The organism is Ramlibacter sp. (assembly GCF_050250995.1).
In the GTDB taxonomy this organism is placed as follows: Bacteria; Pseudomonadota; Gammaproteobacteria; order Burkholderiales; family Burkholderiaceae_C; genus Ramlibacter.
The window spans coordinates 198,988-223,516 of sequence record NZ_JBFWNP010000002.1; the positions used below are offsets into that span (position 1 = coordinate 198,988).

The window sequence follows — 24,529 nt, forward strand, 5'->3', positions numbered from 1 at the left end:
TAATCGAGTACGGGTGCCGCGATGAGCCTCGCCGACTTCAAGCGGACGCTGCCTTCCAACCGGATGATCTTCGACGTGCGCCGCGACCCGGCGCTGGTGGCGCGTTTCGCCGCCGACCTCGAAGGCCTGATGCGCGACTACGCCCTCGGCGACGACGAGCGCGAGGCCTTCCGCGCGCAGGATCTCAAGCGCATGCTGGCGCTCGGCCTGCATCCCTACTTCATCACGCAGGTCACGCGGCTCTTCCACGGTTCGCGCAACAACCATGCGGGCGCGGCGGTCGATGCCTACCGCAAGGCACTGGTGGAGGATTCCCCCCGTGGCTGAGCTCGTGTGCTCCTTCGCGCTCGCGCATGCGCCCGGCATGACGGGCTGGTTCCACCAGGCCACGGAGTCGCAGCGCGCGAACCTCACCGCCGGCTATGCCGAACTCGGCCGTTTGCTCCACGAGGCGAAGCCCGACGTGCTCATCGGCTTCGGCAACGACCACCTGCTCAACCTGCCCTTCGACAACCCGGCGGACTTCTGCATCGGCACCGCGGCGCAGTGGACAGGTCCCGCCGCGTGGTTCCAGGACTGGCTCGCGCTGCCTCCCTACGAGGTGAAGGGGCGGCCCGACGTCGCGCAGGCGCTGGTGCATGCGATGGACCGGCGCGGCGTCTCGCTCGCGTTCCGCAGCGACCTGCTCTTCGACGACAACTTCTCCGTGCCGCTCGCGACGCTCACGCCGCGGTTCGACATCCCGTTCGTCCCGATCCACATGAACTGCCTCGTGCCGCCGGTGCCCACGCCGCGGCACTGCTTCGAGGTCGGCGAGAAGCTCGCGCAGTCCATCCGCGACGATTTGCCCGCCGGGCTGCGCGTCGCGCTGATGGGCACGGGCGGCCTGTCGCACGACCCGGGCGGGCCGCGCTATTTCGAGATCGACGAGGCGTTCGACCGCTGGTTCCTCTCGCTGCTCGAGTCCGGCGATACGCGCAAGGCGTTCGACGAATGCACGCTCGAGCGCATGCGCGAAGCGGGCGCGGGCGGCACGCCGGAGCTCATCGCGTGGTTCGTCGCCTGGGGCGCCGCCGCGGGCGCGAAGGCGCGCGTCGTCTGCTACGAACCCACGGCCGGCCTGCGCTGCAGCATGGGCGGTGTATCTTGGCCCACCCCCGAAGCGCCTACGGCGCTTCCCCCTCGAGGGGGCGCCACCAGCGGCCCGGCAAAGCCGGTTCCGCGGTGACCTCCGAACAGTCACGGCTCACGGAATCAAGCATGGCGCATCTTCCCGACCACACGATCACCCACGACGCCGGCCGCGTCACCGTCTACCTGCTGCACGGCATCTACGGCGCCAAGGAATACTGGCGGCCGCTCACGCGGCGCCTCGTCGCCGAAGGGTATCGCGTCATCGCATGGGATGCGCCCGGCTACGGCCTCTCCGCGCTCGATGCGAACCACAGCTTCGACAGCGTCGCCGAAGCCGGTGCGCGGCTCGTGCGCGCGACGGCGGGCGAGCGCAACGTGATCTTCGGCCACAGCATGGGCGGCCAGATCACGCCGCGTCTCGCGGGCAAGGTGAAGGATCTCGTGCATGCGGCCGTCATCACGGCCACCATCGGCTATTTCGGCAACCGCACGCCGGAGGAACAGGCGGCGTTCGTGAAGGCGCGTTCCGCGCCGCCGCCACCCGGCACGAGTCCGCTCGACGCGCAACTTGCGCTGGTGAACTCGATGTTCGGCGCGGGCGCATCCGGGCCCGACGTCGACGTCGTTCGCCAGGTCGCGATGCAGACGCCGCCCGCCGCCGTGCAGGCCTCGGTGAAGGCGGTGCAGGCCTACAAGGACGAAGACGCGGTCGGCGCCCTGCGCGCCCTGCACGTGCCCACGCTGCTCGTCGCGGGCGAGGTCGACAAGGTCGGCTACGCGGAAGGCATGCGCCGGCTCACGGCGCTGATCCCGCGGTCCGAATTCCACGTCGTCTCCGGCGCGGGGCACTACCCGTGGGCCGAGAACCCGGAGGAATTCACGCCGATCCTCATGCAATTCCTGAGGCAGAGCGTCGCCTAGACCTGGGGAATTCGGCGCCGCGTCGTCAACTCTCCTCTTCCACGACGTCGAGGGGTTGCCGCGCCATCCGCAGCGCCATGGCGACATGCGCCTCGTAGCCCGGATCGTCGATCAGGCGCCCGAGCTCGTAGTCCCGAACCGTGAGGGTCTCCAGCATCTCCTGAAGCAGGGCGGCGGTGCGTTGAAGCTCGTTGCGAAGCGACCCGGGCGGGCGGTGGCGCAGGTTCGCGCAGAGGTCCGCTGCGGACAGTTCGACGATGCGCTTCAGTTCGTGATACTCGTCCTTCAGCAGCCGGACGTCGTTGCGACCGGCTGCGACACCCATGCTCTCCACGCGTCCCTGAAGTTCCGCGGCGACCGGCCGGAGGTCGGCGGCCATCGACGGGTCCAGTCCATGCAACCTGCCGAGCCACTTCGGCATCCGGCTCAGGTCGTGGCGGATCATGTCCGCGATCACCTCGCCGTTTTTCGGCGGCGGCGAGTAATCCGCCGCCGCCCGTTCGTTGACGTGCGCCTTGATGTATTTCAGCGCGGCCCGCGCCCGCGTGCCGTCGTCGGGCGTGTCGGCGAGTCGCCGCGATACGCCCGCGAGGTGGAGCAGCCTGTTGCACAACTCGACCACCGAACGCCGATCCGCCTGGGGGACTTCGCTGGCCAGGCAGCCGCACATCAGCTCCAGCTCGTAGCGAGCGTCACGGAAGGCCTGCGCTTGCGGCGAAGGCAGGCTGCCGGCCACCCGGAGAAAAAGCGGGTCGGTGTCGAACAGAACCTGATCCGGCGAGACAGGTCCGCGTGCCGCGCCCATTTGCTTGATGGGCGTGTGGGTCGAAGCCGGCATGGCGGCGCATCCGCAGATGAAGTTCATGATGAAGCGGGAGTGAAGACGTGTTCGCGATCTTCATGCGGTTGCGTGTTCCTGCGTCCCCCTCCATTCGGGCTCCCGCCCCTCCGTCTTCGTACCAACCGCTTAAGCCGGGTAGGCAAGAGCCCTAAGCGCCTCCGCGGTCCCTCGCCTAAATTTGCGGCTTCCGACCACGACTGGAATACCGCGCATGACGACTTCGATCACGACCTCGACCTCCGCCGACCTTCCGCTGGTGGAGAGCAAGGCCATCGGCGTGATGGAGCGTTATCTGCCGGCCCAGGAGGTGCGCGTGCTGGTGGAAGCGGGACTTGCCGCCTGCGAACGCTTCTGCATCACGCTCAAGTCGGGCCGGGCCGAGGCGCAGCTCGTCCGGTCCGAGGCGCACAAGCTCAGGGGTTCGGCCGGCACGCTCGGCTTCGCCCGGGTCGCCAGCATCGCGGCTCGCATCGAGCACGCCAGCGCGCTCGATGCGGCGCTCGTGAGCGAGCTGGAGCACGCGGCCACGGCGACTTCTGCGGCCGTGCGGGATCACTACTTCAATTTTTCCGCAGCCTGACGCTTCCCGCGCGATGACGCGCACCGCGAGGTGTGCTCCACTACGAGGATTGCAGGCCGAATGGCGGCCGGAGGAATTTCGCGCAGTGCCCATCGTTTCCATCGCCACCCTCGCGATGATCTTCCTGACCCTCGTCGGCCTCGGCGAGGACGCCACCGCGCTGGGGCTCGGACGAATCGCGGTCCAATCGCATTCCGGGGAGCCGGTGCGCGCGGAAGTCGAGCTGCCCGACGTCACGGCCGACGACGCAGCCGCGCTCCAGATCGGTGTGGCGCCGGCCGAGACCTTCCGGAAGGTGGGACTGGACCTGCACCCTGCGCTGGAGGATGCCGAAGTATCCGTCGTCCGGCGCGACGATGGCCGGTATGTCGCGCGCGTCGCCACGCGCCAGCCGGTCGACAAGGAGTTCGTCGACCTGCTTCTCCGTGCCCGCTGGCCGGGCGGCGAGGTCGTGCGCGACTACACCCTGTGGTTCCAGCCGGCGCCCCCATCCGCACCCGCGGTCGCGCCGGCCCCCCCCGCCGGTCGAGGCCGTGGCCCGGCGCGCGAAAGCAGGGAAGGCAGGGCTGGCCTTGAAGGACGTCGCGGCAGTGAAGTCCTTCAAGTCCGTGAAATCCGACAAGTCCGTGAAGGCTGTGAAGTCTGTGAAGTCCGCGAAGGCCGCGAAATCGGCGAAGGCGGTGAAGGTCAACAGGACCGCGAAAGCCAAGAAGGGCAAAAAAGTCCGCCGAGGCAAGGCTCGGCAGCCGCGCCTTCTGGCGACATGAATTTCGTTCTCGCGATCGACGACACGCGTACCCGCCCATGACCACCGACACCTCGCGCCCGCTGCGCTCCGCCCTCTACCTCCCAGCGACCAACAAGCGCGCCATCGACAAGGCGCGCACGCTCCCCGCCGATGCCGTGGTCTTCGACCTCGAGGACGCGGTCGCGCCCGAGGTCAAGGACGAGGCACGCCGCAATCTCGTCGAAGCCTTCGCCAGCGGCCCCGTGAGCGCCTCCGCCGCGAACGTGATCCGCACCAACGCGGTCGGCTCGCCCGACTTCGCCGCCGACCTCGAAGCGGTGAAGCGCTGCCGCCCCGACGCCCTGCTCGCGCCCAAGGTCTCGCATCCCGATGAAGTGGCCGCGCTGCGCCGCGCCCTGGACGCCGCGCTCGGCCCGGGGACGACGGCCCTGTGGTGCATGATCGAAACGGCGCAGGGCCTGCTGCAGGTCGCGAACATCGCAGCGGCGCGCCATGGCGCTTCGGCCGCGGTCGACTGCCTGGTGATCGGCACCAACGACATCGCGCGCGAAACGGGCGTCACGATGGCGCACGGGCGACAGTTCATGCTGCCATGGCTGATGAGCGCGGTGCTCGCCGCCAAGGCGAACGGCGTCGCGATCCTCGACGGCGTGTGGAACGACTTCCGCAACGTCGAGGGCTTCGACGCCGAGGCGCTGCAGGGCCAGCGGATGGGCTTCGACGGCAAGACGCTCATCCACCCCACCCAGGTGGAGCCCGCGAACCGCATCTTCTCGCCCTCGCCGGAGGCCGTGGCCGAGGCACAGGCCATCGTCGCCGCCTTCGCGGATCCGGCGAATGCCGGCAAGGGGGTGATCAATCTCGACGGGAAGATGGTGGAACTGCTGCACCTCGAGATGGCGAAGCAGGTGCTGCGCAAGGCAAGGTAGGCCCGCAAGGCGCGTCGCCCTGCGGCCGCCTCGCCCTCGCCTCTCAGTGCTGCTGCATCTGCCGCGCAACCAGGAGCAGGCGCTCAAGGCGGCGACCGGCTGCGCCCCCACCGGCGTGCGAGGCGAGGCCGGCATCGGCGAAGCCGCGTCGGAACGCAGGGCCCTCTCCCATGTCGCTCGCCGCATGATGCAGGGCGGCCGCCGGTTGCGCGGCGAGCGTGCGCTGGCGGGTGCGGGGAGTGTTCGAGGTGTTCATGATGCAATGGTGGGCGACGCGGCCCCGGCGCGAAAGAGCCGGTTTTCGCCGTCGCGCGTGGGCGCAACCGATGCCACCAGGGCCCGCACAGCCAACGCGGCCGTAGGCCGGCGCGCATTGCAATGCAGGCGCAATTCAGCCGATGGAAATCGCGACGGGCGCGCCCCGGCAGCGGACGACGCCATCGAGGCGACGCGGCCTACACGAACGGCGCGCGGGCCGGGCCGACACTTCGTTCCATCAACAACGCCCCCAGGGGAACACGATGAACATCGAAGCCGTGGCAGTGAACACCCAAGCCGTCGCCGTGAACACCGAAGCCGTCGCGGACATGTGCCGCCTGCGCTCGCAACTCGCCGCGACCAGCCGCCACGCCGAAAGCGCGTTCGAACGTGCATTCGACCTGCAGCAGGCGGGCGCTCCCGCCGACCGGGTGGACGCGGCCATGGCGGAGATGACCCGACTGCAGGAAGCCGTGCGCAGCCTGCAGGAACGCCTCGGCCAGCAGCCGGTGCTGCACTGACCGGGCCGAAGCGGCGCGCGCAAGCGCGCCGTCCTCAGCCGGCCTGCGGCGACAGCTGCATGGGCCGCCCGCTTGCGGCGCCGCCGCGCCCCACGAGCATCACGACCACGGCCGCCACGAAGCACAGCACGCCCGAGATCACGAAGGCCTGCGTGTACGAGCCGAGGTTCACGCGCATCACGCCGCCCAGCCAGGCGGCCGACGCGCCGCCGATCTGGTGGACGACCAGCACCCAGCCGTAGATCACGCCGGTCTGATTCTTGCCGAAGGCGTCGCCGATCAGGCGCACCGTGGGCGGCGCGGTCGCGATCCAGTCCAGACCGTAGAAGATCGTAAACAGCAGAAGCGTGAAGAACGAATCGAATGCGTAAGGCAGCACGACGAGCGAGATGCCTCGCAGCGTGTAGTAGACGAGCAGGAGCTTGCGTGGATCGTACCGGTCGCTGAGCCAGCCGGAGCCCGTCGCGCCGATGAAGTTGAAGATGGCCATCGAAGCGAGCATGCTCGCCGCCACCATCTCCGTGATGCCGCGGTCGCTGCACATCGGAATCAGGTGCGTGCCGATCAGGCCGTTGGTCGATAAGCCGCAGACGAAGAAACTTGCCGCGATCAGCCAGAAATCGCGCTTTCGCGAAACGTGCTTCAAGGTGGCGAAGGCCGACGAGATCGCATTGCCCGCGGGCGCTCGCGCGGCCACGGGCGCATCCGGCGCCTCGCCATAGGCACGCAGGCCGATGTCCTCCGGCCGGTTGCGCATCCACAGCCCGATGGGCACGAGCAGCAGCAGCGCCACGCCGGTGAGGGTGAGCGCCATGGCGCGCCAGCCGAAGTGGGAGATGACGGCGGCGAAAAGCGGCAGGAACAACAGTTGCCCCGCCGCCGCCGATGCCGTGAGGACGCCCGTCACCAATCCGCGCCGAGTGCTGAACCATCGCACCGCCACGACGGCGGCCAACACGTTGGCGGCCATCCCGGTGCCGCCGCCGACGACCACGCCCCACAGCACGACCAGTTGCCAGGGCTCGCGCATCAGCGGGGTCAGCGCGACGCCGGTGGCGATGAGGACCATCGCCATCAGCATCATGCGCCGCAGGCCGTACGACTCCAGCATGGAGGCGGCGAACGGGCCGATGGCGCCGTACATGAGGATGTTCACGGCCACCGCGAACGAGATCGTCGCGCGCGACCAGTGGAACTCCTGCTCGAGCGGAACGATCAGCAGGCCCGGCGTCGCGCGGATCGCGCCGGAGACGAGCAAGGTGGCGAAGGTGACCGCCGCGACGATCCAGGCATAGTGAAGCTTGCGCATCGGGTCCCTGGACACTAGAGCTGGCCGCGCCGCAACGCGGCGCGATGATCCGGGTGCGCGATCGAGATCAGCGCATCGCGCCGGTCCCGGTCGGACAGGTTGAACAGGCGCGCGATGCCGTACTCGGTCACCACGGTGTGCACCGCATGACGGGGCAGCGTCACGGCCGTGCCCCCGGCGAGCATGGGCACGATGCGCGAGTGGCCCTTGTTGGTCGTCGAGGGCAGTGCGACGACGTTGAAGCCGCCTTCGGAGAGCCACGAGCCCTCCATGAAATCGGTGCTGCCGCCGATGCCGCTGATCTGCTTGCCGCCCAGCATCTCCGAGCCGCACTGGCCCAGCAGGTCGATCTCGAGGCACGAATTGATCGAGCAGAAGCCGCGCAGCTTGCCGAGCTCCATCGGGTTCTGCATGCGCGTCGAGGGCACCATGTGGACGCGCTCGTTGCGCGCGATGTAGTCGAAGCACTTCTGCGTGCCGAGCGTCTCGACGGCCACGATGGTCGGTCCGCCCGGCACGAGCGGACAGGTGCCGCCGGCCAGCGCGAGATCCACGCCCTCGTCCGTGATGATCGAATGCAGCGTGACCTGCCGTCCCAGCCGCTTCAGTCCGGTCAGCACCGCCGAGGGAATGCCGCCCACGCCGATCTGCAGCGGCGAGCCGTCGGGAATCAGTTCGGCCACGATGTCGCCGATCGTCGCGAGCACGGGGTCGTGCGTCGTCGGCTGGTCGAAGGGGTCGAGCGTGCGCGAGGTCTTCACGATCGTGTCGACGTCCGAAGGCGCGACGCGCGAATCGCCGAAGCTGAGCGGCATGCGGTCGTTCACCTCGGCGATCACGGTCTTCGCGAACCGGATCGCGCTGCGGTGATAACCCACGCTCACGCCCAGGCTGTATTCGCCGGCTTCCTCGGGCGACAGGCTCACGAGCGCGACGTCGGGCTGCAGGTCCTGCACGAAGCGGTGGATGCGCCCCCAGGAAATCGGCAGGAACTCCACACGCGCGCCGGCCACGCCCTTCATGAAGGCGGTGGGCATGTGCCACGTGACGTAGCGCAGGCGCTCGTCGTAGGGCGGCGCGATGAAGCCGTAGTTGCCGGGGCCGCAGAGCATGCCCGAATAGAGCGTGACGCCCGGCAACTCCTCGGACTTCTCCATGATCGCGCGCAGCAGCTCGGCGGGCACGCCGGAGCAGCCGGCGACCACGACCTTGTCGCCCGGCTTGATGGCGGCGATGGCTTCGCGCGCGGTTTGAACTTGAGTGGGCATCTACAGCTTCGAGAAAACCTGCGCGATCCGCAGCGCACCCTGCTCCGGGTCCCACAGCAGATCGGCGAAATGACGGCCAGGCGCGCCTTGGCCTTGCTCGGCGAGGCCGTCGGCCTTGGCGAGAATTTCCTCGCGCGAAAGCGGCTTGTCGGGCGTGCCGCGGCTTTCGATCACCACGGCGGACCGGCTCGTGCCGTCCCTGAACTGGAACTCCACGCCCGTCGCATAGCGCTGCGGGTAGTAGGCCGAGAGTTCCTCGCTCTCCTCGAAGCGCACGCGCTCGACGATGTCGAGGATCTTGCGGTCGTTCAGGTAGTCGCCCGAATACGCCGCGAAGCGCCGCGGACCGTAGGCGAGCGTCGCGCCCACGATGTACGGGCAGCTGTACTGCGCGGCCATCGGCGAGGTCGGGCGCATCTGCATGTGCTGGTTGCGGATCAGCGCGTGGCCGCGCACGGTGATCCGCTCGATGCGGTCCGGCTCCATCGTGAAGCCGTCGGTGAGCTGGTCCAGCGCATCGATGGTCGAGTGGAACAGGCGGCAGGTCGAATACGGCTTGAGGCTGATGCGGTGGATCTGCAGCATCGAGGCCGGCTCCACGTGGCGCAATTCGCCGCCGAACATCGCGGCGAGGCCGTACGTGCCTTCGATGGGCTGCGCGGGGCCGGTGATGGCGGGCAGGCGCGCGAATTCCGCCGACTCCACGCCGTTGCGCGCGCCGTAGCCGGCATGCACGCGCTTGACCGCGCCGCCGCCGGATTCCGCGGAGAACTGCATCGAGCCGCAGGCCTGTGACAGGCCGTGGCCCCATGCGCGCACGATGAGATCGGCCGTGACCTTCTCGCCGTCCTTGTACGCCCGCAGGCTCGCGCACGCCGCCGCTGCGCCGAGCGAGCCGAACGTGGAGGTCGGGTGGAAGCCGGCATGCACCGTGTCCATGCCGCTCGCCGTGCAGCCGACCAGCGCCATCGATTCGTAGCCGACGGTCACCGCGCGCATCAGGTCCATCTGCGACGAACCGAGCGTCGCGCCCACGGCGAGCGCGGACGGAATGATGACCGAGCCAGGATGGCTCAAGGTCTCGTCGTGCGCGTCGTCGAGTTCGTAGCTGTGCGACGCCGTGCCGTGGATCAGCGCGGCGATCGAGGCGTCGGCCGTCCAGTCCGCGCCCAGCACGGGGCTCGTCCCCGTGCCGGCGAAGCGCTTCGCCCAGTCGCGCAGTTCGCGCGTCCAGGGCTGGCGCTCGCCCCACAGCGAGATGATGAAGTTGTCCAGCATCAGGCGGCGCACCGCCTCGACGTCCGCCTCGGTCAGCGGCGCGTTCGCCACGCGCGCGATGTACTCGGCGAGACGCACCGACATGCCCTCGCGCTGCTGCGGCGTCGCAACGCCGCGGGTGAGTTGTCCTGTCGTCGCCATGGGATGCTCCTTCGCGGTGGAAGTGATGGACTCAGTACGAGCGGGGCAGCCCCAGCACGCGCTCGCCGATGAAGTTCAGGATCATTTCGCGGCTCACCGGCGCGATGTTCGGCACCATGATCTCGCGGTAGTAGCGCTCGACGTCGTACTCGGCGGCGTAGCCCATGCCGCCCAGCGTGCGCACGGCCTGCTCGCACGTCTTGAGCGCCGCTTCGGCCGCCATGAACTTCGCCGCGTTCGCCTCGGGCGCGCAGGGCTTGCCCGCGTCGTACAGCTGCGCCGCGCGCCACACCAGCAGGTCGGCCGCTTCGAGCTCCATCCAGTTGCGCGCGAGCGGATGCTGGATGCCCTGGTTCTTGCCGATGGGCCGGCCGAACACCACGCGCTCGTTCGCATAGTTGGTCGCCTTCATGAGCGCGCGCCGGCCGATGCCCACGGCTTCGGCGGCCACCAGGATGCGCTCGGGGTTGATCGCGTCCAGCAGGATGTGGAAGCCGCGGCCCTCCTCGCCGATGAGGTGCTCCTGCGGCACGTGCAGGTTGTCGATGAACACCGCGTTGGAGTCGACCGCCGCGCGGCCGAGCTTGCGGATCTCGCGCACCTCGACCTTGCTGCGGTCGAGGTCGGTGTAGAAGAGCGACATGCCGTCCGTGCGCTTCTTGCACTGCTCGATGGGCGTCGTGCGGGCGAGCACCATCATCTTGTTGGCGCGCTGCGCGGTCGACATCCACATCTTGCGGCCGGTGAGCGTGTAGCCCGTGCCGTTGCGCACGGCGCGCGTGGAGATGTTGGTGGTGTCCAGCCCCGCGTCGGGCTCGGTCACGCCGAACGCGGTGATGTCCGTGCCCTTGATCAGCGGCGGCAGGATGTCCTTCTTCTGCTGCTCCGTGCCGTGGACCACGATGGCGTGCGGAGCGAAGATGTTGATGTGGATCGTGGTGCAGGCCGCGAGCGCGCCGGCCGAATTGCCCACGATCTGCATCAGCATCGACGCCTCGGTCAGGCCCAGGCCCGCGCCGCCGAACTCCGGCGGCATCATGATGCCCAGCCAGCCGGCCTCGGCCATGGCCTTCTGGAATTCGTCGGGGTAGGTGTGCGTCGCGTCCTTCTCGCGCCAGTAGTGGTCGTCGAAGCGGTCGACGAGCGCCTGCACGGCATCCTTGATCTGCTGGCGTTCGGGGGAGAGTTCGAGTTCGAGCATGGCTTTGCTTTTCGTGGGAGTAATGGGTGGGGTTCAGGGCCGCAGCACTTTTTCGAGGTGCGCCTTCTGCTGCGCGATGTAGCCGTCGAGCGTCATCACTTCGCGGAACAGGCCGCGCTTGAGCGACCACATCTGCCCCATCGACATGATGTTGTGCGTGACGAAGCGCGTGTCGACGCCGTCCAGGCCGTCTTCCGCCACGCGCTGCTCGACGATGTGCCGCAGCGCCTCGAACACGCGCGCGTCGTTCTCGGCGATGTAGCGCTTGGTGAGCCGGCCGAGGTTCGCGTATTCGTGGAAGAACAGGTCGATGCTCTCGCTGTTCTCGTCGAGCATGCGGTAATACACCTCGATGGCGCGGTCCATGCGCTCGCGCGCCGATGACGCGCCGGCCTCGAGCGGAAAGAGCCGCGCCTCGTAGGTGCGGATGATCTTCTGCAGGATGAGGACCAGCAGGTCCTCCTTCTGCTCGATGTACTGGTAGAGCGCCCCCGCGCTCATGCCCGCGGCGCGGGCGATGTCGCGCGTGGACGTGTGATGGAAGCCGCGCTCCCGGAACAGCCGCACCGCCGTGTCCGCGAGCTTCTCGCGGTTGGCCGACAGCAGCTCGCGGTCGTCCACCAGGCTGCGGATGCTGCTGACGTAGGTGTCGAGGCTGCGCGCCCCGAGGGTGGAAAACCCGGCGTCCATCGCGTGGTCGCGTCGTTCGCGTCGTTCGCGGACCGTCTCAGCGGCCCGTGAAGCGCGGCTGGCGCTTCTCGAGGAATGCCTTGAAGCCTTCGATGCCGTCCTCGGTCTGGAAGCTTTGCTGCATCACGCCCTTGCCGTGCTCGAACGATGCCTGCCAGTCCATCGTGAGCGAGTCGTACGCGAGCTTCTTGGTGTCGCGCACCGCGCGCGGGCTGAAGCCGGCGATGGTGGTCGCCCATTCGCGCGCCGCTTCGCGCAGCTGCCCCGGCTCGACCACGCGCTGCACCAGGCCGTATTCCAGCGCTTCCTGCGCCGTGATGAAGCGCGACAGCAGCAGGATCTCGAGCGCCTTGCCGAACGGCACGAGCTTCACGAGCCGCTCGGTCTGCTGCGCGCCGGGCACCACGCCGCGCTTGAGGCCGCTCGGCCCCATCTGCGCGGTGGACGCGGCCACGCGCAGGTCGCAGCCGATCGCGAGGCCGAAGCCGCCGGCCAGGCACCAGCCATTGATGGCGGCGATGATCGGCTTGGTCATGCCGTCGGGCTTCGGAATGGACGTGGGCTCGCCCGAGCTGCCTTCGCCGATGGCGCCGCTGGCCACGTAGGCGTCCATCTGGCCGCCGCTCGAGAAGGCCTTCTCGCCCTCGCCCGTGACGATGGCGACGCGGATGTCGGGGTTGCGCTCGATCTCGTCGAAGGCTTCGCGGATCTGGCCCGCCATGTCCTTGCTGATCGCGTTCATCTTGGTCGGGTTGTCCAGGATGATCCACGCGATGTGGCCTTCACGCTCGAATTTGACGGTTCCCATGGGGGTTGGATGCTCCACTGTTTCGGAAGACGGCCAGACGACTGACTGGCGCGTCAGTCGGGCGACTATAGGTGCCTCGCCACGCGCGTGTCGAGGGCGATATCCGCCATGCGGAACGGATCTGGCTTGAAGAATTTCGAACGCGGCAAGGGTGCGGGGCCGCACTATCCTGCGTGCGTGAACCAGTACGCGCAATTCAGCCAGTTCGAGCAACTCGAATACACGGTCCAGGACCGCTACGCCCTCATCCGGCTCGACCGGCCGGAGCAGCTCAACGCATTCACCACGAAGCTCTATGGCGAGGTGAAGTCCGCGCTGCGCCTCGCCGCGGCCGACGACAACGTCGACGTGATCGTCTTCACCGGCACCGGACGCGCCTTCGGCACGGGCGGCGACCTCAAGGAGGTGCTGGAGAAACTCGACGACCCGAATCCGCTCGCGCTGCATGCCTACGACGACATGATGCCGTTCGAGCAGATCAAGTACTGCGAGAAGACGACCATTGCCGCCATCAACGGCATCTGCGTCGCCGGCGGCCTGGCGCTCGCCTGCGTGTGCGACGTGCAGATCGCCGCGCGCAGCGCCACCTTCGGCATCCCCGAGGCGCGCATCGGCATCGCGAGCTCGATGATCCCCAGCCTGCTGTTCGGCAAGGTCAGCCTCGCGAAGCTGCGCTACCTGCTGGTGACCGCGAAGATGATTTCCGCCGAAGAGGCCGAACGCATCGGCATGATCACGGAAGTGGTGGACGATGCGGCGCTGATGGATCGCACGCGCGAAGTCGTGCGCGAGATCGGCAAGACCTCGCCGAATGCGCGCGCGCTGTACAAGGAGTACATCAACCAGATCGTGCCGAGTGCGCCGAGCGCGCACCTGTACAAGTCGCTCACCGATCCGGAATGCCGCGAAGGGCTGCGCGCGTTCGGCGAGAAAAGGAAAGCGCGGTTCTGATCCGTCATCCCCGCGAAGGCGGGGATCCAGGGCTTTCGAAAGCGGCGTGGGAGCCGGGGGTCTCCGCCGTCGCGGGGACGACGGCCGCCGGGAACGCGACCGCGCACCGCCAGCCCCGTCCACCCTCGCCGCTGCCCAGCGAAACATCCGCCCCCATCAGCCGCGCGTACTGCGCGACCAGCGAGAGCCCCAGCCCCGCGCCCTGCCCCAGCAGTTCGCCCAGCCGCCCCTGCGCGCCGCGCGCCACGAGCGCCGCCTGCTGTTCGCCCGGTACATGCGCCCCGTTGTCCTGCACCGAGAGCACGACCTTCCCGGACGCGCGTTCGAGCGACACCGTGACGGTCGACGCCTCGCCGTCCGGCGCGGCGCCGTAGCGCAGCGCGTTGTCGACCAGGTTGTTGAGCATCGCCTCCACCAGCGTCGCATCGGCCATCACATGCACGGGCGAATCGACGCCGGTGGCGCCAAGATCGACGCCGGCCGCGTCCGCGCGCGGCAGGAAGCGCATCACGGCATCGGCCGCGAGCTCGTGCAGGGCCACCGGCACGAACTTCAGCCCGGCCGCGGCCTCCTCGGCGAGCGCGAGGTCGAGCAACTGGTCGACGAGCCGGCTCGCGCGCGCCTGGCTCGCGGCGATGCGCTCCAGCTGCTCGCGCCAGGCCGCCGGGTCCGACTGCGCGAGCCCGTATTCCGCGAGCGCGCGAATGCCGGCGAGCGGCGTGCGCAGCTCGTGCGCGACGTTGCCCGCGAACTCGCGCTGCGCGCGCACGCTCGACGCGAGCCGCGCGAGCAGGCCGTTGATCGCGCCCGTCAGCGCCGCGAGCTCCTGGCTCGTCGCGTCGGCCTTCACCGGCGCGAGGTCGGTGCCGCTGCGCGCGGCCACCGCCTGCTGCAGCTGCGACAGGGGCTCCATGTCGCGGCGGATCGTGCGGCGCACCCACAAGGCCATGACCAGCAGCAGCGTCGCTTCGGGCAGCAGCGACGACCAGATCAGCCGCCGGAATGCGTCGCCGCGGTCGAGCGTGGTCTCCGCCACCACCACCTGGACCGCCTGCGGGCTCGCGAGCCGCAGGTGGACCGCGCGCAGCACTTCGCCCCGCACGTCGATGTCGTCGAAGCGATACGTGGCACCCGCGTCCGGCGCCTCGACGCGCAGCGCGGCGTTGCCCGCGACGAGCACGCCCCTGTCGTCCCGGATCGCGAAGTGGACGGTCTCGACGCGGTCGAACAGCGCGCGGCGCACCTCGTCTTCGCTGAGCGCGAGTTCCAGCCGGTCGCCGCCCGCGCGCACGTGCGTCGCGAGAAGGTAGGCGTCCTCCAGCAGGGTGCGGTCGAAGGCGCTGCGCGCGAAGTACCACGCGGTGCCGAAGGACAGCGCCGTTCCCGCGAGCCAGGCCACGGCCAGCGGCACGATGAGGCGGCGCAGCAGCGCCGAGGCGAGGCGCGGCAGCGGCCGGCGCGTCATTCGCCGGGCTCGATGAGGTAGCCGAGCCCGCGCAGCGTGCGGATGCGCGCGCCGCTGCCCGCGAGCTTCTTGCGCAGGCGCGACACGAAGGCCTCGAGCGCGTTCTCGCCGAGATAGTCTTCCAGGCCCGACAGTTTCTCCGCGAGCTGGCGCTTGTTGACCACGCGACCGGGCGGCGTCATCAGCTCCCACAGCACCTCGAACTCGCGCGAGGGCATTTCGAGCGGCTGCTCGCGCACGCTGAAGCGGCGCGCGCGCCGGTCGAGCGCGAGCTCGCCGAGCTGCACCTGGTCCGCCGTGGCATGCGTGCGCCGAGCGATGGCGCGCAGGCGCGCTTCGACCTCGGCGAGGTCGAAGGGCTTGCCGAGGTAATCGTCCGCACCCGCGTTCAGGCCCGCGATGCGTTCGTCGGTGCGATTGCGCGCGGTCAGCACCAGCACCGGCGTGCGGTCGCCGCGCTCGCGCGCCGACTTCAGCAGTGCGAGGCCGCTGCCGAGGCCGCTTCGCGGCTGGCTCGTGTGCGGCAGGTTCAGGTCGAGGAGCACCGCGTCGAATGCCTGCGCCTTCCACAGCGCATCGGCATCTTCCATGGAACCGGCGACGTCGACCCGATGGCCGCCGTCGCCCAGGCTCATCAACACGACGTCCCTCAGCACCGGGTCGTCTTCCACCAGCAGGATCCGCATCCGCAAGGTGTAGCCGAGGATTCGCGCGCGGCGCTACGCAGTTCCGCGTACCCCCCGGGTCAGTGGCGGGTCAGGCGTGGCGGGCGGTAATCGGCGGGCGGGGGACGTTTCACCCCATGGAGACACACGTGAGGATCAAGAGCCAGCAGGATTTCTATTCGGGACTGATGTTCTGCGTCGTCGGCATCGCATTTGCCATCGGCGCGACAACGTATTCCATCGGCGATGGAGCGCGCATGGGGCCGGGTTATTTCCCGCTCATGCTCGGCGTCATCCTCGCGGCGGTCGGCGCATTCATCACCTTCGAGTCGCTCGTCGTCGAGACCGCGGACGGCGAGCCGATCGGCACCTGGGCCTGGAAGCCGCTCGGCTACATCATCGGCTCCAACGTCCTCTTCGGAATTCTTCTGTCGGGCATTCCGAAGCTGGGCATCCCGTCCTTCGGGCTGATCGTCGCGATCTACGGCCTCTGCTTCGTCGCCGCCATGGCGGGCGAAGAGTTCGTCGCGAAGGAAATCGCGGTCCTCGGCACCGTGCTCGCCATCGGCAGCTACGTCGCCTTCATCCTGCTGCTCAAGCTGCAGTTTCCCGTCTGGCCGTCGTTCGTCGTCGGCGCCTGAACCCAGGACAACGAGGTCATCATGGAACTCTTCAGCAACCTGGCCCTGGGCTTCGGCGTCGCCTTCACGCCGATCAACCTGCTCTACTGCTTCATCGGCTGCGTGCTCGGCACCGCCATCGGCGTGCTGCCGGGCATCGGCCCCGTCGCGACCATCGCGATGCTGCTGCCCGCCACCTACGCGCTGCCGCCCGTGTCGGCGCTCATCATGCTGGCCGGCATCTACTACGGCGCGGCCTACGGCGGCTCCACCACCGCCATCCTGGTGAACCTGCCCGGCGAGTCGTCCTCGGTGGTGACCATCATCGACGGCTACCAGATGGCGCGGCAGGGCCGAGCGGGTCCGGCGCTGGCCGCGGCCGGCATCGGCTCCTTCTTCGCCGGCTGCGTCGCCACCCTGATCCTGGCCGCGTTCGCCGCGCCCCTGACCGAAGTCGCGTTCAAGTTCGGCCCCGCCGAATACTTCTCGCTGATGATCCTGGGCCTGATCGGCGCGGTGGTGCTGGCCTCCGGCTCGCTCATCAAGGCCATCGCCATGATCCTGCTGGGCCTGCTGCTCGGCCTCGTCGGCACCGACGTGAATTCCGGCGTCGCGCGTTTCTCGTTCGACATCCCGGAGCTCACCGACGGCATCGGCTTCATCGTGATCGCGATGGGCGTATTCGGCTACGGCGAGATCATCATGAACCTCGGCAAATCCGCCGAGGAGCGCGAAGTGTTCACCGCCGGCGTCACCGGACTGTGGCCGACCAAGGAAGACTTCAAGCGCATGGCGCCTGCCATCCTTCGCGGCACGGCGCTCGGCTCCATGCTCGGCATCCTGCCGGGCGGGGGCGCGCTTCTGTCCGCCTTCGCGGCCTACACGATCGAGAAGAAGACCAAGCTGAAGCCGGGCGAAGTGCCCTTCGGCAAGGGCAACATCCGCGGCGTGGCATCGCCCGAGGCGGCCAACAACGCCGGCTCGCAGACCTCGTTCATCCCGCTGCTCACGCTGGGCATTCCGCCCAATGCCGTGATGGCGCTGATGGTCGGCGCGATGACCATCCACAACATCCAGCCGGGCCCGCAGGTGATGACCAGCAACCCGCAGCTGTTCTGGGGCCTGATCGCCTCGATGTGGATCGGCAACGCCATGCTGATCATCCTGAACCTGCCGCTGATCGGCATGTGGATCAAGCTGCTGTCCGTCCCCTACCGCTGGCTGTTCCCCGCCATCGTGCTGTTCTGCGCCATCGGCGTGTACTCCACGAACAACAACACGTGGGACATCTGGATGGTCGCGATCTTCGGCGTGATCGGCTACATCTTCATCAAGCTCGGCTGCGAACCGGCGCCGCTGCTGCTCGGCTTCATCCTCGGGCCGATGATGGAAGAGAACCTGCGGCGTGCGCTGCTGCTGTCGCGCGGCGACTGGAGCGTGCTGGTCACGCGCCCGCTGTCCGCCAGCCTGCTGGCCGCGGCCGCCGTGCTGCTCGCCATCGTGCTGCTGCCGTCGATCAAGACGAAGCGGGAAGAGGCGTTCGTGGAAGACTGAGGCTGCGTCTTCGATCGGCGGCGCGAGCCGCCGGCCACGTCAGAACGGCGTGCGGCGGAACTCGCTGCACGCCGTTGCCGCTTCCACGACCTCGTCGATGATGGTGCTGCTCGAATCGGCCATGGTCACGACCGACAGTTCGATCGTGTCGCAAGGCGGCAAGTCCGGCAGCGGCACCAGCACACCGCGCGCGAGCTCGTCGCGCACCATGCTTTCCGACACGAGGCCGATGCCGCAGCCCGCGCTCACGATCTTCACCACGGCCAGCGTGATGCCCGTGGCGTTGTTGCGCTCGACGTTCGCGCCCTGCGCCCGCAGCACCTTGGTCGCCGGCCCGAAGTAGAACGAATCGGCATGCACGCACCAGATGGGCAGGCCCGCGAGCCGCTCGGACGCGGGCACGTCGGCGCGCTGCCGGAGCACTTCGCGCGACGTCACCCAGAGCATGCGGTCGTAGCCCAGGCTGCGCGTCCGGAACTTGTGCGGGTCGACCGGCCCGGAGAGCATCGCCACGTCGATCTTGCGGGCCTCCAGCAGATCGAGTTGCCGCGCCGCGCGGTCGATGTCGACCTCGAAGGACACCAGCGGCATGGTCTGCGCCAGCTGGTTGCCGACCTTCGCGAGCAGATCGAGGCACATGCTGCTCGCGCCCAGCCGCACGACGCCGGCGATGCTGGACTTGGCGAAAGAGATCGACAACGCATCGAGCTGCCGCAGCAGGTTCTCCGCCTTGCCGACGAATTCGCGGCCTTCCGGCGTGAGCTCCACGCCGCGGCCCTGCCGCACGAAGAGCTTGTGACCGAGGATGTCCTCCAGCTCCTTCACGCGCGCCGACACCGCCGGCTGCGTCGTGTGCATGCGCTCGGCGGCCGCAGTGAAGCTGCCGAGTTTGCCGATCCAGACGGCGAGTTCGAGGTTGGTGATGGTGAGCTTGCGCACGGACTGAAGCTTAGCCCCATCCATGCGCCCGACATTTCAGCACTCCGCGCGCGCCGAGAACCCCGTCGCAAGCCTGCAGAACAGTATCATTTAGAATACCATATGAATCTGCGACTCTACACGGATAGCCGGGGCCGCGTGCCCCTGTCGCAGTGGTTGGACAAGCTGAAGGATGCGAAGGCGCGAGCGCACATTCGCGCGCGGTTGGCGCGCGTGGCTGCCGGAAACTTCGGCGACTGCAAGGCGCTGCGCGAGGGTGTCCAGGAATTGCGCATCGACTTCGGCCCTGGGTATCGGGTGTATCTGAGCCGGCAGGGAGACGTTCTGGTGTTGCTTCTATGCGGCAGCAACAAGGCCGACCAGAGCCAGGCGATCAAGCAGGCCGTCGATTTTTGAAGGACTGGAAGCAAAGGGGTAGACCATGAGTGCATCGCGGGACGTGAGTTGGGATGACTACATGGGCGAGGCGATGAAAGATCCGGCCGAGGCTGCCGCCTACCTGGACGCCGTGCTGGCGCTGGAAGACCCGGCGGCGCTGCTGGTGGCCCTGCGGCACGTCGCGAAAGCGCACGGAATGGCCGAGGTTTCTCGTCGCGCGGAAGTGGGCGAGAAAACTCTTTTCCGCGCCTTGAGCGACAAGGGAAATCCGACCCTCGGAACGCTCAACAAGGTGCTGCATGCAATGGGTCTGCGGCTGAGCGTCGAGCCTTTGGCCACCTGAGCTTCCGTTCAGGCCGATCGCTTACCCGCGTTCGAGCGCGGCCTCCGCCATATCCCTCAACTTCGTCTTCTGCACCTTCGTGCCGTTGGCGCTTGCCGTCGTCGGAAAAGCATCGAGCGCGATGATGCGAACGGGGACCTTGTACTTCGCCAGCCGCGCCGCGACGTGCGCGACGATATCCTTCTCCGGCACCGGCTGCCCCGGACGCGCGATGACGAACGCCACCGGCCGCACCGCCTCCTTCGTGCGCGCGCCCACCACCTGGCAGCTTTCGATGGCGGGATGCTCCTGCACCACCGCCTCGATCTCGGCCGGGCTCACGAGGAAGCCGCCCAGGCGCAGCGTGTCGCCGATGCGCGCGAGGTAGGTGAAGGTCTCGCCGTCGCCGTCCATCGTGCCGAGGTCGCCGGACCTGAAATAGCCGTCGTCGGTGAACGCCGCCCGCGTCGCCTCGGGGTCGTTGAAGTAGCCGACGAAGCCGCTCTCGGGCGCGAGGAATTCGAGCTCGCCGGGCACGCCCGGCGCGCAGAGCGCCTTCGTTTCGGGGTCGCGCGTGCGCACCCGGGCCACCGCGCTCGCCGGCGTGCCGCCCGCGCGGCCGCGCACTTCCGGCTCGCCGGCCGGGTCGCACAGCGAGAACAGCGCCTGCATCTCGGACGAACCGTAGAGGCCGCTCACGACGATGCCGCGCTCGGCCGCGCGCAGCGGCACGTCGGCATGCGCCGGATTCAGGTTGGCGGAGACGACGAGCTCCAGCGAGGCGAACGCATCCTCGCTGCCCGGCGCATCGAGCAATTGCGCCACGGCTTCGTTCGACGCGGCGAAGTGCGTGATGGCGTGCTGCGCGATGAGTTCGCGCGCCTGCGGCGGGCTCCACGCGGCCTCGAGCACAAGCAGGCTGTCCGAGACCAAAGCGGCCATCGCGCTGCAGAACCCGTACACCCCGCAAAACGGCGGCAGCAGAAGGAAGCGCTTGCCGGCGTCGAGTCCGTACTGGCGCGCGACGTTGCGCGCATGCGCGAGGACGTTCTCCTGCTTGTGCAGCACGAGCTTCGGCGCCTTGGTCGTGCCCGAAGTCGTGAAGATCACGCAGGGGGCATCGGCGCCGCCCTCGTCGTCCTTCATCTCCGCGCGGCCCAGCAACTGCGCGAACGCCACGGCTTGCTTGCCCGCGGGCGCCGGCGGCAGGACGCCATCGCCTTCGCCGTAGAGGACGACGGTGCGCAGATGCTGCAGGGCCTCGGCGCCGCACTGCGCCAGGATGCCTTCGAAATCGATGGCCTTGTAGCCGGGCCAGTACACGAGCACGCCCGCGCCGCTGCGGTACAGCAGGTCGCCGACTTCGGCGCTGCGAAAGCGCGTGTTGATCGAGACCGCGATGGCGCCGAGCCGCGCGCAGGCGAGAAAGGTCGCGAGCCACGCGGACCGGTTGGGCAGCCACAGGCCGACGCGGTCGCCCCGCTTCACGCCGAGCCCGGCCAGGCCCGTGGCCAGGCTGCGGCTGCGCCGCGCGAGCTCCGCCCACGTCAGCGATACGCCGCCGTCCACCATGCAGCGGTCATCGCCCTGCCCGCCTTCGGCGCGCGCGTCGAGCCACTGCGCGAGCGTCCTTGCCCGGTCTTCGTCCATGGAGCCTCCTTGCATCGAGCGTCCCATTTTCAGGCACAAACGCCGGACCCGAACCTCACGAAACAACCTCGGGACCCACGAGCGTGCCGCCCGCCTGCAGCCGATCCATCGCGTCGCCGTCGTAGCCGAGTTCCGCCAGCACCTCGCGCGAATGCTGCCCCAGCGTCGGCGGCAGGCGGTTCAGCCGCATGGGCGTCTGCGTGAACTCGATGGGGAAGCCGATCAGCCGGACCTGGCCCTCCGACGGATGCTCCACCAGCGGGAACATGTCGAGCGCGGCCAGGTGCGGATCGGCCATCAGGTCGTCCGGCGTGTTGACCTTGCCGAAGAGAATGTCTGCGTCGAGCAGCGCCTGCACCCACTCGTCTGTCGTGCGCTGCGGCATGACCTCGTCGATGAGCGAATACAGTTCGCGGAAGCGCTTGCTGCGTTCCACAGGATCGGCGAGGACCGGGTCTTTCGCGAGATCGTCGCGGCCGATCAGCGCGAAGAAGCGCTGCCACTGCGGCGTGGTGTAGGGCAGCACGCAGAGCCAGCCGTCCTTCGTCTTGTACGGTCGCCGCTCGGGATTGATCACGCGCGAATAGCCGGCCCCGCCTTTGGGCGGATCGAAGGTCATGCCCGCGATGTGCTCGGGCATGGTGAACGCCACCATCGTCTCGAACATCGGCACTTCGATGCGCTGGCCCTGGCCCGTCTTCATCTTGTGGATGAGCGCCGCCATCACCGCGCCCACGAGCGCCTGGCCCACCGCCTTGTCCGCGACGACGTTGGCGACGAGCGTCGCCTTGCCGTAGGCGAGCTGCTGCAGCCCGGCCACGCCGGACATCGCCTGGATCGTGTCGTCCGCTGCCGGCCGGCCCGCGTAGGGACCGCGCTCCGAATAGCCATACGCGGCGGCGAAGATGATGTCGGGCTTGATCGCGCGGACCGATTCGTAGTCGAGGCCGAGCGCCTTCATCGCCGAGGGCCGCACGTTCGACAGCACCACGTCGGCGGTCTTCAGCAGCTTGCGCGCGGCCTCCAGGCCCTCGGGCTTCTTCAGGTCGAGCGAAACGCTGCGCTTGTTGCGGTTGAACTGGATGAACGCGTGGCTCATGCCGGGCGTGCCCTGGGGCAGCACGTGGCGGAACACGTCGCCCGTGGGCGGCTCCAGCTTGATGACATCGGCGCCATAGTCGCCGAGGATCTGCGCGGCGAGCGGGCCCATGCCCAGCGAGGTCATGTCGATGACGCGGATGCCGTGGAGCGGCGATTCGGCGGTGGCGCTCGTCGTCATTTCCGCAGGCTCCTCGCCAGCGCGATCTTCTGCTTCGCCGTGGCGAAGTGCGCGGTGTCGATGTGCTCGCCCTTGTACATGACGGAGGCGCGACCGTTGGCCAGGCCTTCCTCGTAAGCCTTCACCATGCCCTCGTAATAGGCGACGTCCTCGGCGGTGGGCATGAAGATCTCGTTGACCACCGCCGCATTGCTCGGATGCAGGATGGTCGTGCCGCCCATGCCCAGCTTGCGGTCGATCTGCGCGTAGCGGCGCAGTCCGTCGAGGTCGTGCACCTGCTGCCAGATGCCGCCGATGGGCTGCTTGCCCGCGGCGCGGCAGGCCATGATGACACGCGACTTCATGTACTTCGACTCGAGCGAATCCTCCTGCCACTCCCACTCCATGGCGCGCTGCAGGTCGGCGTTCTTCGCGCTCGCGCCGACAAGCGCGACCACGCGTTCGGCCTGCGCGCATTCCCACGCATGCTGCAGGCCGCGCGGCGTCTCCAGCGCGGGAATGATGCCCACGCTGCCTTCGGCCACGCCGTTGCGTTCCTCGGCCTCGGCCACCAGCGCGGATGCGATCGCGACGTCGAGCGGGCCGTCGGGCATCGACAGCATGATGCCCTCCAGCCCCGGCTGCACGACCGCGAGGATGTCCTCGAAGCTGTAGAGATGGCGCGTGCGGTTGATCCGCACGTAGGTGCGCTGCCCCTTGGCGGCGAGCCCGGCGAGCTTGCCCGCGACGAGTTCGCGCGCGGCCACCTTGTCGGGCCCGGGCACGCTGTCCTCGAGGTCGAGGACGACGGCATCGGCTCCCGCAGCGGCGCATTTGTCGATCATCGATTCCCGGTGGCCGGGGACGAACATCAGGGAGCGGATGGCGGCGATCTTCGGCATGTCAGTACGACTTGGTGAGGCCGAGCACGCGCTCGGCGATGTAGCAGAGGACGAGGTTGGGACTCACCGGCACCAGCCGCGTGAGCAGCGCCTCGCGCATCAGGCGCTCGACGTGGAACTCCTTGGCGTAACCATAGCCGCCGAAGGTCATGAGCGCACGCGTGCAGGCTTCGAAAGCGGCCTCCGCGCACATGTACTTGGCCGTGTTGGCCTCGGCGCCGCATTCGCGGCCCGCGTCGTAGAGCGACGCCGCCTTGTGCATCATCAGGTTGGCGGTCTCGACCTTCATCCAGCTCTCGGCCAGGGGATGCTGCACGCCCTGGTTCTGGCCGATGGGGCGGCCGAACACCACGCGCTCGTTCGCATAGTTGCTCGCCAGGCGCAGCGCCGCGCGCGCAAGGCCGATGGCCTCCGCCGCGACCATGATCCGCTCGGGGTTCAAGCCGTCGAAGAGGTAGTACAAACCCTTACCCTCTTCGCCGATGCGGTCCTCCTCCGGGATCGGCAGCCCCTGGAAGTGCAGCTGGCACGACTCCATCGTGTTGCGCCCGAGCTTGGGGATCTTCTTCGCTTCGACATACCGGCGGTCGAGCTTCGTGTAGAACAGGCTCAGGCCGTCGATGGGCCGCTTGCATTGCTCGATGGGCGTGGTGCGCGCGATGAGCAACACCCGGTCGGCCGTGCTGCCCATGGTCGGCCACACCTTCTCGCCGCTGAAGAGGTAGTGGTCGCCCTGTTTCACGGCGCGGTAGCGCAGGCGCGTGGTGTCGATGCCGGCATCGGGTTCGGTGATGCCGAGGCAGGCGCGCTCCTCGCCGCTGATGAGCGGCGGCAGCATGCGCGCCTTCTGCGCCTCGCTGCCGTGCAGGGCGATGGCCTTCGGGATGAACACGTAGGAATGCACGGTGGAGGCGCCGCTCATGCCCGCGCCGGACTCCGCGATGGTCTGCATGACGACGGCCGCGGTCTCGATGCCGAGCCCCGCGCCGCCTTGCTCCGCCGGCAGCGTGATGGCGGTGTAGCCGCCCTTGACCATGTCCTGGAAGAATTCCTCGGGGAACGACTCCTCGGCGTCGCGTTGCGCCCAGTAGTTGAGGTCGTAGCGGGCGCAGATCGACTCCACGCTGCGCTGGATGTCGATCTGTTCGGGGGTGAGGGAGAAGTCCATCGTTGTCCTGCCAATGCTGTGCAAGCTCCG

Annotated in this window: 27 protein-coding genes; 12 read left to right on the forward strand and 15 right to left on the reverse strand. The window is 68.6% G+C overall.

Annotation, left to right across the window (positions count from 1 at the left end; translation table 11 throughout):
• Nucleotides 1-21: 21 nt before the first annotated feature.
• The 3 genes from AB7E83_RS02840 to AB7E83_RS02850 are packed head-to-tail and all read left to right on the forward strand — an operon-like array spanning nt 22 to nt 2,055.
• Nucleotides 22-327, forward strand: a complete 306-nt coding sequence (locus AB7E83_RS02840; RefSeq protein WP_428565204.1) for a hypothetical protein — start codon at nt 22-24, stop codon at nt 325-327.
• The gene (locus AB7E83_RS02845; protein WP_428565206.1) at nt 320-1,228 is read left to right on the forward strand and encodes a hypothetical protein; all 909 of its coding nucleotides are present in this window, start codon (nt 320-322) and stop codon (nt 1,226-1,228) included. Before AB7E83_RS02840 ends, AB7E83_RS02845 begins: the two co-directional genes overlap by 8 nt.
• 32 nt (nt 1,229-1,260) lie before the next feature.
• The gene (locus AB7E83_RS02850) at nt 1,261-2,055 is read left to right on the forward strand and encodes an alpha/beta fold hydrolase (protein ID WP_428565208.1); all 795 of its coding nucleotides are present in this window, start codon (nt 1,261-1,263) and stop codon (nt 2,053-2,055) included.
• A gap of 25 nt (nt 2,056-2,080) precedes the next feature.
• Here AB7E83_RS02850 and AB7E83_RS02855 read toward each other — a convergent pair whose 3' ends face one another.
• A complete protein-coding gene (locus tag AB7E83_RS02855) occupies nt 2,081-2,860 on the reverse strand; it encodes a hypothetical protein (RefSeq protein ID WP_428565210.1) in 780 nt (259 codons plus the stop codon).
• 247 nt (nt 2,861-3,107) lie between these two features.
• Between AB7E83_RS02855 and AB7E83_RS02860 the strand changes: the two genes are divergently transcribed.
• The 3 genes from AB7E83_RS02860 to AB7E83_RS02870 all read left to right on the forward strand — a co-directional run bounded on the left by AB7E83_RS02860 (nt 3,108) and on the right by AB7E83_RS02870 (nt 5,153).
• Nucleotides 3,108-3,476 (forward strand): Hpt domain-containing protein, encoded by a 369-nt coding sequence (locus AB7E83_RS02860; protein ID WP_428565212.1) that lies wholly within the window; start codon nt 3,108-3,110, stop codon nt 3,474-3,476.
• Nucleotides 3,477-3,561: 85 nt separating this feature from the next.
• Nucleotides 3,562-4,284: a type IV pilus assembly protein FimV gene (locus AB7E83_RS02865; RefSeq protein WP_428565213.1), complete on the forward strand. Its 723-nt coding sequence runs from the start codon at nt 3,562-3,564 to the stop codon at nt 4,282-4,284.
• Nucleotides 4,281-5,153, forward strand: a complete 873-nt coding sequence (locus tag AB7E83_RS02870; protein ID WP_428565214.1) for an HpcH/HpaI aldolase/citrate lyase family protein — start codon at nt 4,281-4,283, stop codon at nt 5,151-5,153. Before AB7E83_RS02865 ends, AB7E83_RS02870 begins: the two co-directional genes overlap by 4 nt.
• A 43-nt stretch (nt 5,154-5,196) precedes the next feature.
• Here the strand turns inward: AB7E83_RS02870 and AB7E83_RS02875 are convergent, their stop codons facing one another.
• Complete coding sequence (locus tag AB7E83_RS02875; RefSeq protein ID WP_428565216.1) at nt 5,197-5,409, reverse strand: hypothetical protein; 213 nt, start codon at nt 5,407-5,409, stop codon at nt 5,197-5,199.
• 265 nt (nt 5,410-5,674) lie between these two features.
• On the opposite strand from AB7E83_RS02875, the gene AB7E83_RS02880 reads away from it, so the two are divergent.
• Entirely contained in the window at nt 5,675-5,932 is a 258-nt protein-coding gene (locus AB7E83_RS02880; protein WP_428565218.1) for a hypothetical protein, read from the forward strand.
• Nucleotides 5,933-5,966: 34 nt separating this feature from the next.
• Here the strand turns inward: AB7E83_RS02880 and AB7E83_RS02885 are convergent, their stop codons facing one another.
• The 6 genes from AB7E83_RS02885 to AB7E83_RS02910 are packed head-to-tail and all read right to left on the reverse strand — an operon-like array spanning nt 5,967 to nt 12,627.
• The gene (locus AB7E83_RS02885; protein WP_428565220.1) at nt 5,967-7,241 is read right to left on the reverse strand and encodes an MFS transporter; all 1,275 of its coding nucleotides are present in this window, start codon (nt 7,239-7,241) and stop codon (nt 5,967-5,969) included.
• Between the two features lie 14 nt (nt 7,242-7,255).
• Nucleotides 7,256-8,509: an acetyl-CoA hydrolase/transferase family protein gene (locus AB7E83_RS02890; RefSeq protein ID WP_428565222.1), complete on the reverse strand. Its 1,254-nt coding sequence runs from the start codon at nt 8,507-8,509 to the stop codon at nt 7,256-7,258.
• Complete coding sequence (locus AB7E83_RS02895) at nt 8,510-9,928, reverse strand: MmgE/PrpD family protein (protein WP_428565224.1); 1,419 nt, start codon at nt 9,926-9,928, stop codon at nt 8,510-8,512. It abuts the gene before it with no gap.
• Nucleotides 9,929-9,959: 31 nt separating this feature from the next.
• Nucleotides 9,960-11,129 carry an acyl-CoA dehydrogenase family protein gene (locus AB7E83_RS02900; RefSeq protein ID WP_428565226.1) on the reverse strand — a complete coding sequence of 390 codons (1,170 nt, stop codon included), beginning with the start codon at nt 11,127-11,129 and terminating at the stop codon, nt 9,960-9,962.
• A gap of 33 nt (nt 11,130-11,162) precedes the next feature.
• Entirely contained in the window at nt 11,163-11,819 is a 657-nt protein-coding gene (locus AB7E83_RS02905; RefSeq protein WP_428565228.1) for a TetR/AcrR family transcriptional regulator, read from the reverse strand.
• 37 nt (nt 11,820-11,856) lie between these two features.
• Nucleotides 11,857-12,627 carry an enoyl-CoA hydratase/isomerase family protein gene (locus AB7E83_RS02910; protein WP_428565230.1) on the reverse strand — a complete coding sequence of 257 codons (771 nt, stop codon included), beginning with the start codon at nt 12,625-12,627 and terminating at the stop codon, nt 11,857-11,859.
• Between the two features lie 126 nt (nt 12,628-12,753).
• On the opposite strand from AB7E83_RS02910, the gene AB7E83_RS02915 reads away from it, so the two are divergent.
• On the forward strand, nt 12,754-13,578 hold the full coding sequence (locus tag AB7E83_RS02915; RefSeq protein ID WP_428565232.1) for an enoyl-CoA hydratase/isomerase family protein: 825 nt from the start codon (nt 12,754-12,756) through the stop codon (nt 13,576-13,578).
• 4 nt (nt 13,579-13,582) lie between these two features.
• On the opposite strand, the gene AB7E83_RS02920 is transcribed toward AB7E83_RS02915, so the two are convergent.
• Together AB7E83_RS02920 and AB7E83_RS02925 are read right to left on the reverse strand one after the other, a co-directional pair.
• Nucleotides 13,583-15,043, reverse strand: a complete 1,461-nt coding sequence (locus AB7E83_RS02920; RefSeq protein ID WP_428565233.1) for a sensor histidine kinase — start codon at nt 15,041-15,043, stop codon at nt 13,583-13,585.
• Nucleotides 15,040-15,729 carry a response regulator transcription factor gene (locus tag AB7E83_RS02925; RefSeq protein WP_428565235.1) on the reverse strand — a complete coding sequence of 230 codons (690 nt, stop codon included), beginning with the start codon at nt 15,727-15,729 and terminating at the stop codon, nt 15,040-15,042. Before AB7E83_RS02925 ends, AB7E83_RS02920 begins: the two co-directional genes overlap by 4 nt.
• A gap of 128 nt (nt 15,730-15,857) precedes the next feature.
• On the opposite strand from AB7E83_RS02925, the gene AB7E83_RS02930 reads away from it, so the two are divergent.
• Nucleotides 15,858-16,349 carry a tripartite tricarboxylate transporter TctB family protein gene (locus tag AB7E83_RS02930; RefSeq protein ID WP_428565237.1) on the forward strand — a complete coding sequence of 164 codons (492 nt, stop codon included), beginning with the start codon at nt 15,858-15,860 and terminating at the stop codon, nt 16,347-16,349.
• 21 nt (nt 16,350-16,370) lie between these two features.
• Complete coding sequence (locus AB7E83_RS02935) at nt 16,371-17,882, forward strand: tripartite tricarboxylate transporter permease (RefSeq protein WP_428565239.1); 1,512 nt, start codon at nt 16,371-16,373, stop codon at nt 17,880-17,882.
• Nucleotides 17,883-17,921: 39 nt separating this feature from the next.
• Here the strand turns inward: AB7E83_RS02935 and AB7E83_RS02940 are convergent, their stop codons facing one another.
• Nucleotides 17,922-18,821: a LysR family transcriptional regulator gene (locus AB7E83_RS02940; protein WP_428565241.1), complete on the reverse strand. Its 900-nt coding sequence runs from the start codon at nt 18,819-18,821 to the stop codon at nt 17,922-17,924.
• Nucleotides 18,822-18,923: 102 nt separating this feature from the next.
• Between AB7E83_RS02940 and AB7E83_RS02945 the strand changes: the two genes are divergently transcribed.
• The gene (locus tag AB7E83_RS02945) at nt 18,924-19,217 is read left to right on the forward strand and encodes a type II toxin-antitoxin system RelE/ParE family toxin (RefSeq protein ID WP_428565243.1); all 294 of its coding nucleotides are present in this window, start codon (nt 18,924-18,926) and stop codon (nt 19,215-19,217) included.
• A 25-nt stretch (nt 19,218-19,242) separates the two neighbouring features.
• Nucleotides 19,243-19,542, forward strand: coding sequence for an addiction module antidote protein (locus AB7E83_RS02950; protein ID WP_428565245.1), 300 nt, complete (start codon nt 19,243-19,245; stop codon nt 19,540-19,542).
• Nucleotides 19,543-19,563: 21 nt separating this feature from the next.
• Here AB7E83_RS02950 and AB7E83_RS02955 read toward each other — a convergent pair whose 3' ends face one another.
• Genes AB7E83_RS02955 through AB7E83_RS02970 form a run of 4 tightly spaced genes read right to left on the reverse strand, consistent with a single transcriptional unit; the run spans nt 19,564 to nt 24,499 of the window.
• On the reverse strand, nt 19,564-21,171 hold the full coding sequence (locus AB7E83_RS02955; protein ID WP_428565247.1) for an AMP-binding protein: 1,608 nt from the start codon (nt 21,169-21,171) through the stop codon (nt 19,564-19,566).
• Between the two features lie 55 nt (nt 21,172-21,226).
• Complete coding sequence (locus tag AB7E83_RS02960) at nt 21,227-22,450, reverse strand: CaiB/BaiF CoA transferase family protein (RefSeq protein ID WP_428565249.1); 1,224 nt, start codon at nt 22,448-22,450, stop codon at nt 21,227-21,229.
• A complete protein-coding gene (locus AB7E83_RS02965; protein ID WP_428565251.1) occupies nt 22,447-23,331 on the reverse strand; it encodes an HpcH/HpaI aldolase/citrate lyase family protein in 885 nt (294 codons plus the stop codon). The genes AB7E83_RS02960 and AB7E83_RS02965 overlap by 4 nt, the downstream gene beginning before the upstream one ends.
• A 1-nt stretch (nt 23,332) precedes the next feature.
• The gene (locus AB7E83_RS02970; RefSeq protein WP_428565253.1) at nt 23,333-24,499 is read right to left on the reverse strand and encodes an acyl-CoA dehydrogenase family protein; all 1,167 of its coding nucleotides are present in this window, start codon (nt 24,497-24,499) and stop codon (nt 23,333-23,335) included.
• Nucleotides 24,500-24,529 lie beyond the last annotated feature (30 nt).

Bases quoted from the DNA above. Each gene is read 5' to 3' on its own strand.
- AB7E83_RS02875 (WP_428565216.1), bottom strand. From the start codon at position 5,409: ATGAACACCTCGAACACTCCCCGCACCCGCCAGCGCACGCTCGCCGCG.
- AB7E83_RS02880 (WP_428565218.1), top strand. From the start codon at position 5,675: ATGAACATCGAAGCCGTGGCAGTGAACACCCAAGCCGTCGCCGTGAAC.
- AB7E83_RS02960 (WP_428565249.1), bottom strand. From the start codon at position 22,450: ATGACGACGAGCGCCACCGCCGAATCGCCGCTCCACGGCATCCGCGTC.
- AB7E83_RS02945 (WP_428565243.1), top strand. From the start codon at position 18,924: ATGAATCTGCGACTCTACACGGATAGCCGGGGCCGCGTGCCCCTGTCG.
- AB7E83_RS02965 (WP_428565251.1), bottom strand. From the start codon at position 23,331: ATGCCGAAGATCGCCGCCATCCGCTCCCTGATGTTCGTCCCCGGCCAC.
- AB7E83_RS02850 (WP_428565208.1), top strand. From the start codon at position 1,261: ATGGCGCATCTTCCCGACCACACGATCACCCACGACGCCGGCCGCGTC.
- AB7E83_RS02935 (WP_428565239.1), top strand. From the start codon at position 16,371: ATGGAACTCTTCAGCAACCTGGCCCTGGGCTTCGGCGTCGCCTTCACG.
- AB7E83_RS02905 (WP_428565228.1), bottom strand. From the start codon at position 11,819: ATGGACGCCGGGTTTTCCACCCTCGGGGCGCGCAGCCTCGACACCTAC.
- AB7E83_RS02870 (WP_428565214.1), top strand. From the start codon at position 4,281: ATGACCACCGACACCTCGCGCCCGCTGCGCTCCGCCCTCTACCTCCCA.
- AB7E83_RS02890 (WP_428565222.1), bottom strand. From the start codon at position 8,509: ATGCCCACTCAAGTTCAAACCGCGCGCGAAGCCATCGCCGCCATCAAG.
- AB7E83_RS02860 (WP_428565212.1), top strand. From the start codon at position 3,108: ATGACGACTTCGATCACGACCTCGACCTCCGCCGACCTTCCGCTGGTG.
- AB7E83_RS02925 (WP_428565235.1), bottom strand. From the start codon at position 15,729: ATGCGGATCCTGCTGGTGGAAGACGACCCGGTGCTGAGGGACGTCGTG.
- AB7E83_RS02970 (WP_428565253.1), bottom strand. From the start codon at position 24,499: ATGGACTTCTCCCTCACCCCCGAACAGATCGACATCCAGCGCAGCGTG.
- AB7E83_RS02895 (WP_428565224.1), bottom strand. From the start codon at position 9,928: ATGGCGACGACAGGACAACTCACCCGCGGCGTTGCGACGCCGCAGCAG.
- AB7E83_RS02855 (WP_428565210.1), bottom strand. From the start codon at position 2,860: ATGGGCGCGGCACGCGGACCTGTCTCGCCGGATCAGGTTCTGTTCGAC.
- AB7E83_RS02955 (WP_428565247.1), bottom strand. From the start codon at position 21,171: ATGGACGAAGACCGGGCAAGGACGCTCGCGCAGTGGCTCGACGCGCGC.
- AB7E83_RS02910 (WP_428565230.1), bottom strand. From the start codon at position 12,627: ATGGGAACCGTCAAATTCGAGCGTGAAGGCCACATCGCGTGGATCATC.
- AB7E83_RS02900 (WP_428565226.1), bottom strand. From the start codon at position 11,129: ATGCTCGAACTCGAACTCTCCCCCGAACGCCAGCAGATCAAGGATGCC.
- AB7E83_RS02885 (WP_428565220.1), bottom strand. From the start codon at position 7,241: ATGCGCAAGCTTCACTATGCCTGGATCGTCGCGGCGGTCACCTTCGCC.
- AB7E83_RS02840 (WP_428565204.1), top strand. From the start codon at position 22: ATGAGCCTCGCCGACTTCAAGCGGACGCTGCCTTCCAACCGGATGATC.
- AB7E83_RS02950 (WP_428565245.1), top strand. From the start codon at position 19,243: ATGAGTGCATCGCGGGACGTGAGTTGGGATGACTACATGGGCGAGGCG.
- AB7E83_RS02920 (WP_428565233.1), bottom strand. From the start codon at position 15,043: ATGACGCGCCGGCCGCTGCCGCGCCTCGCCTCGGCGCTGCTGCGCCGC.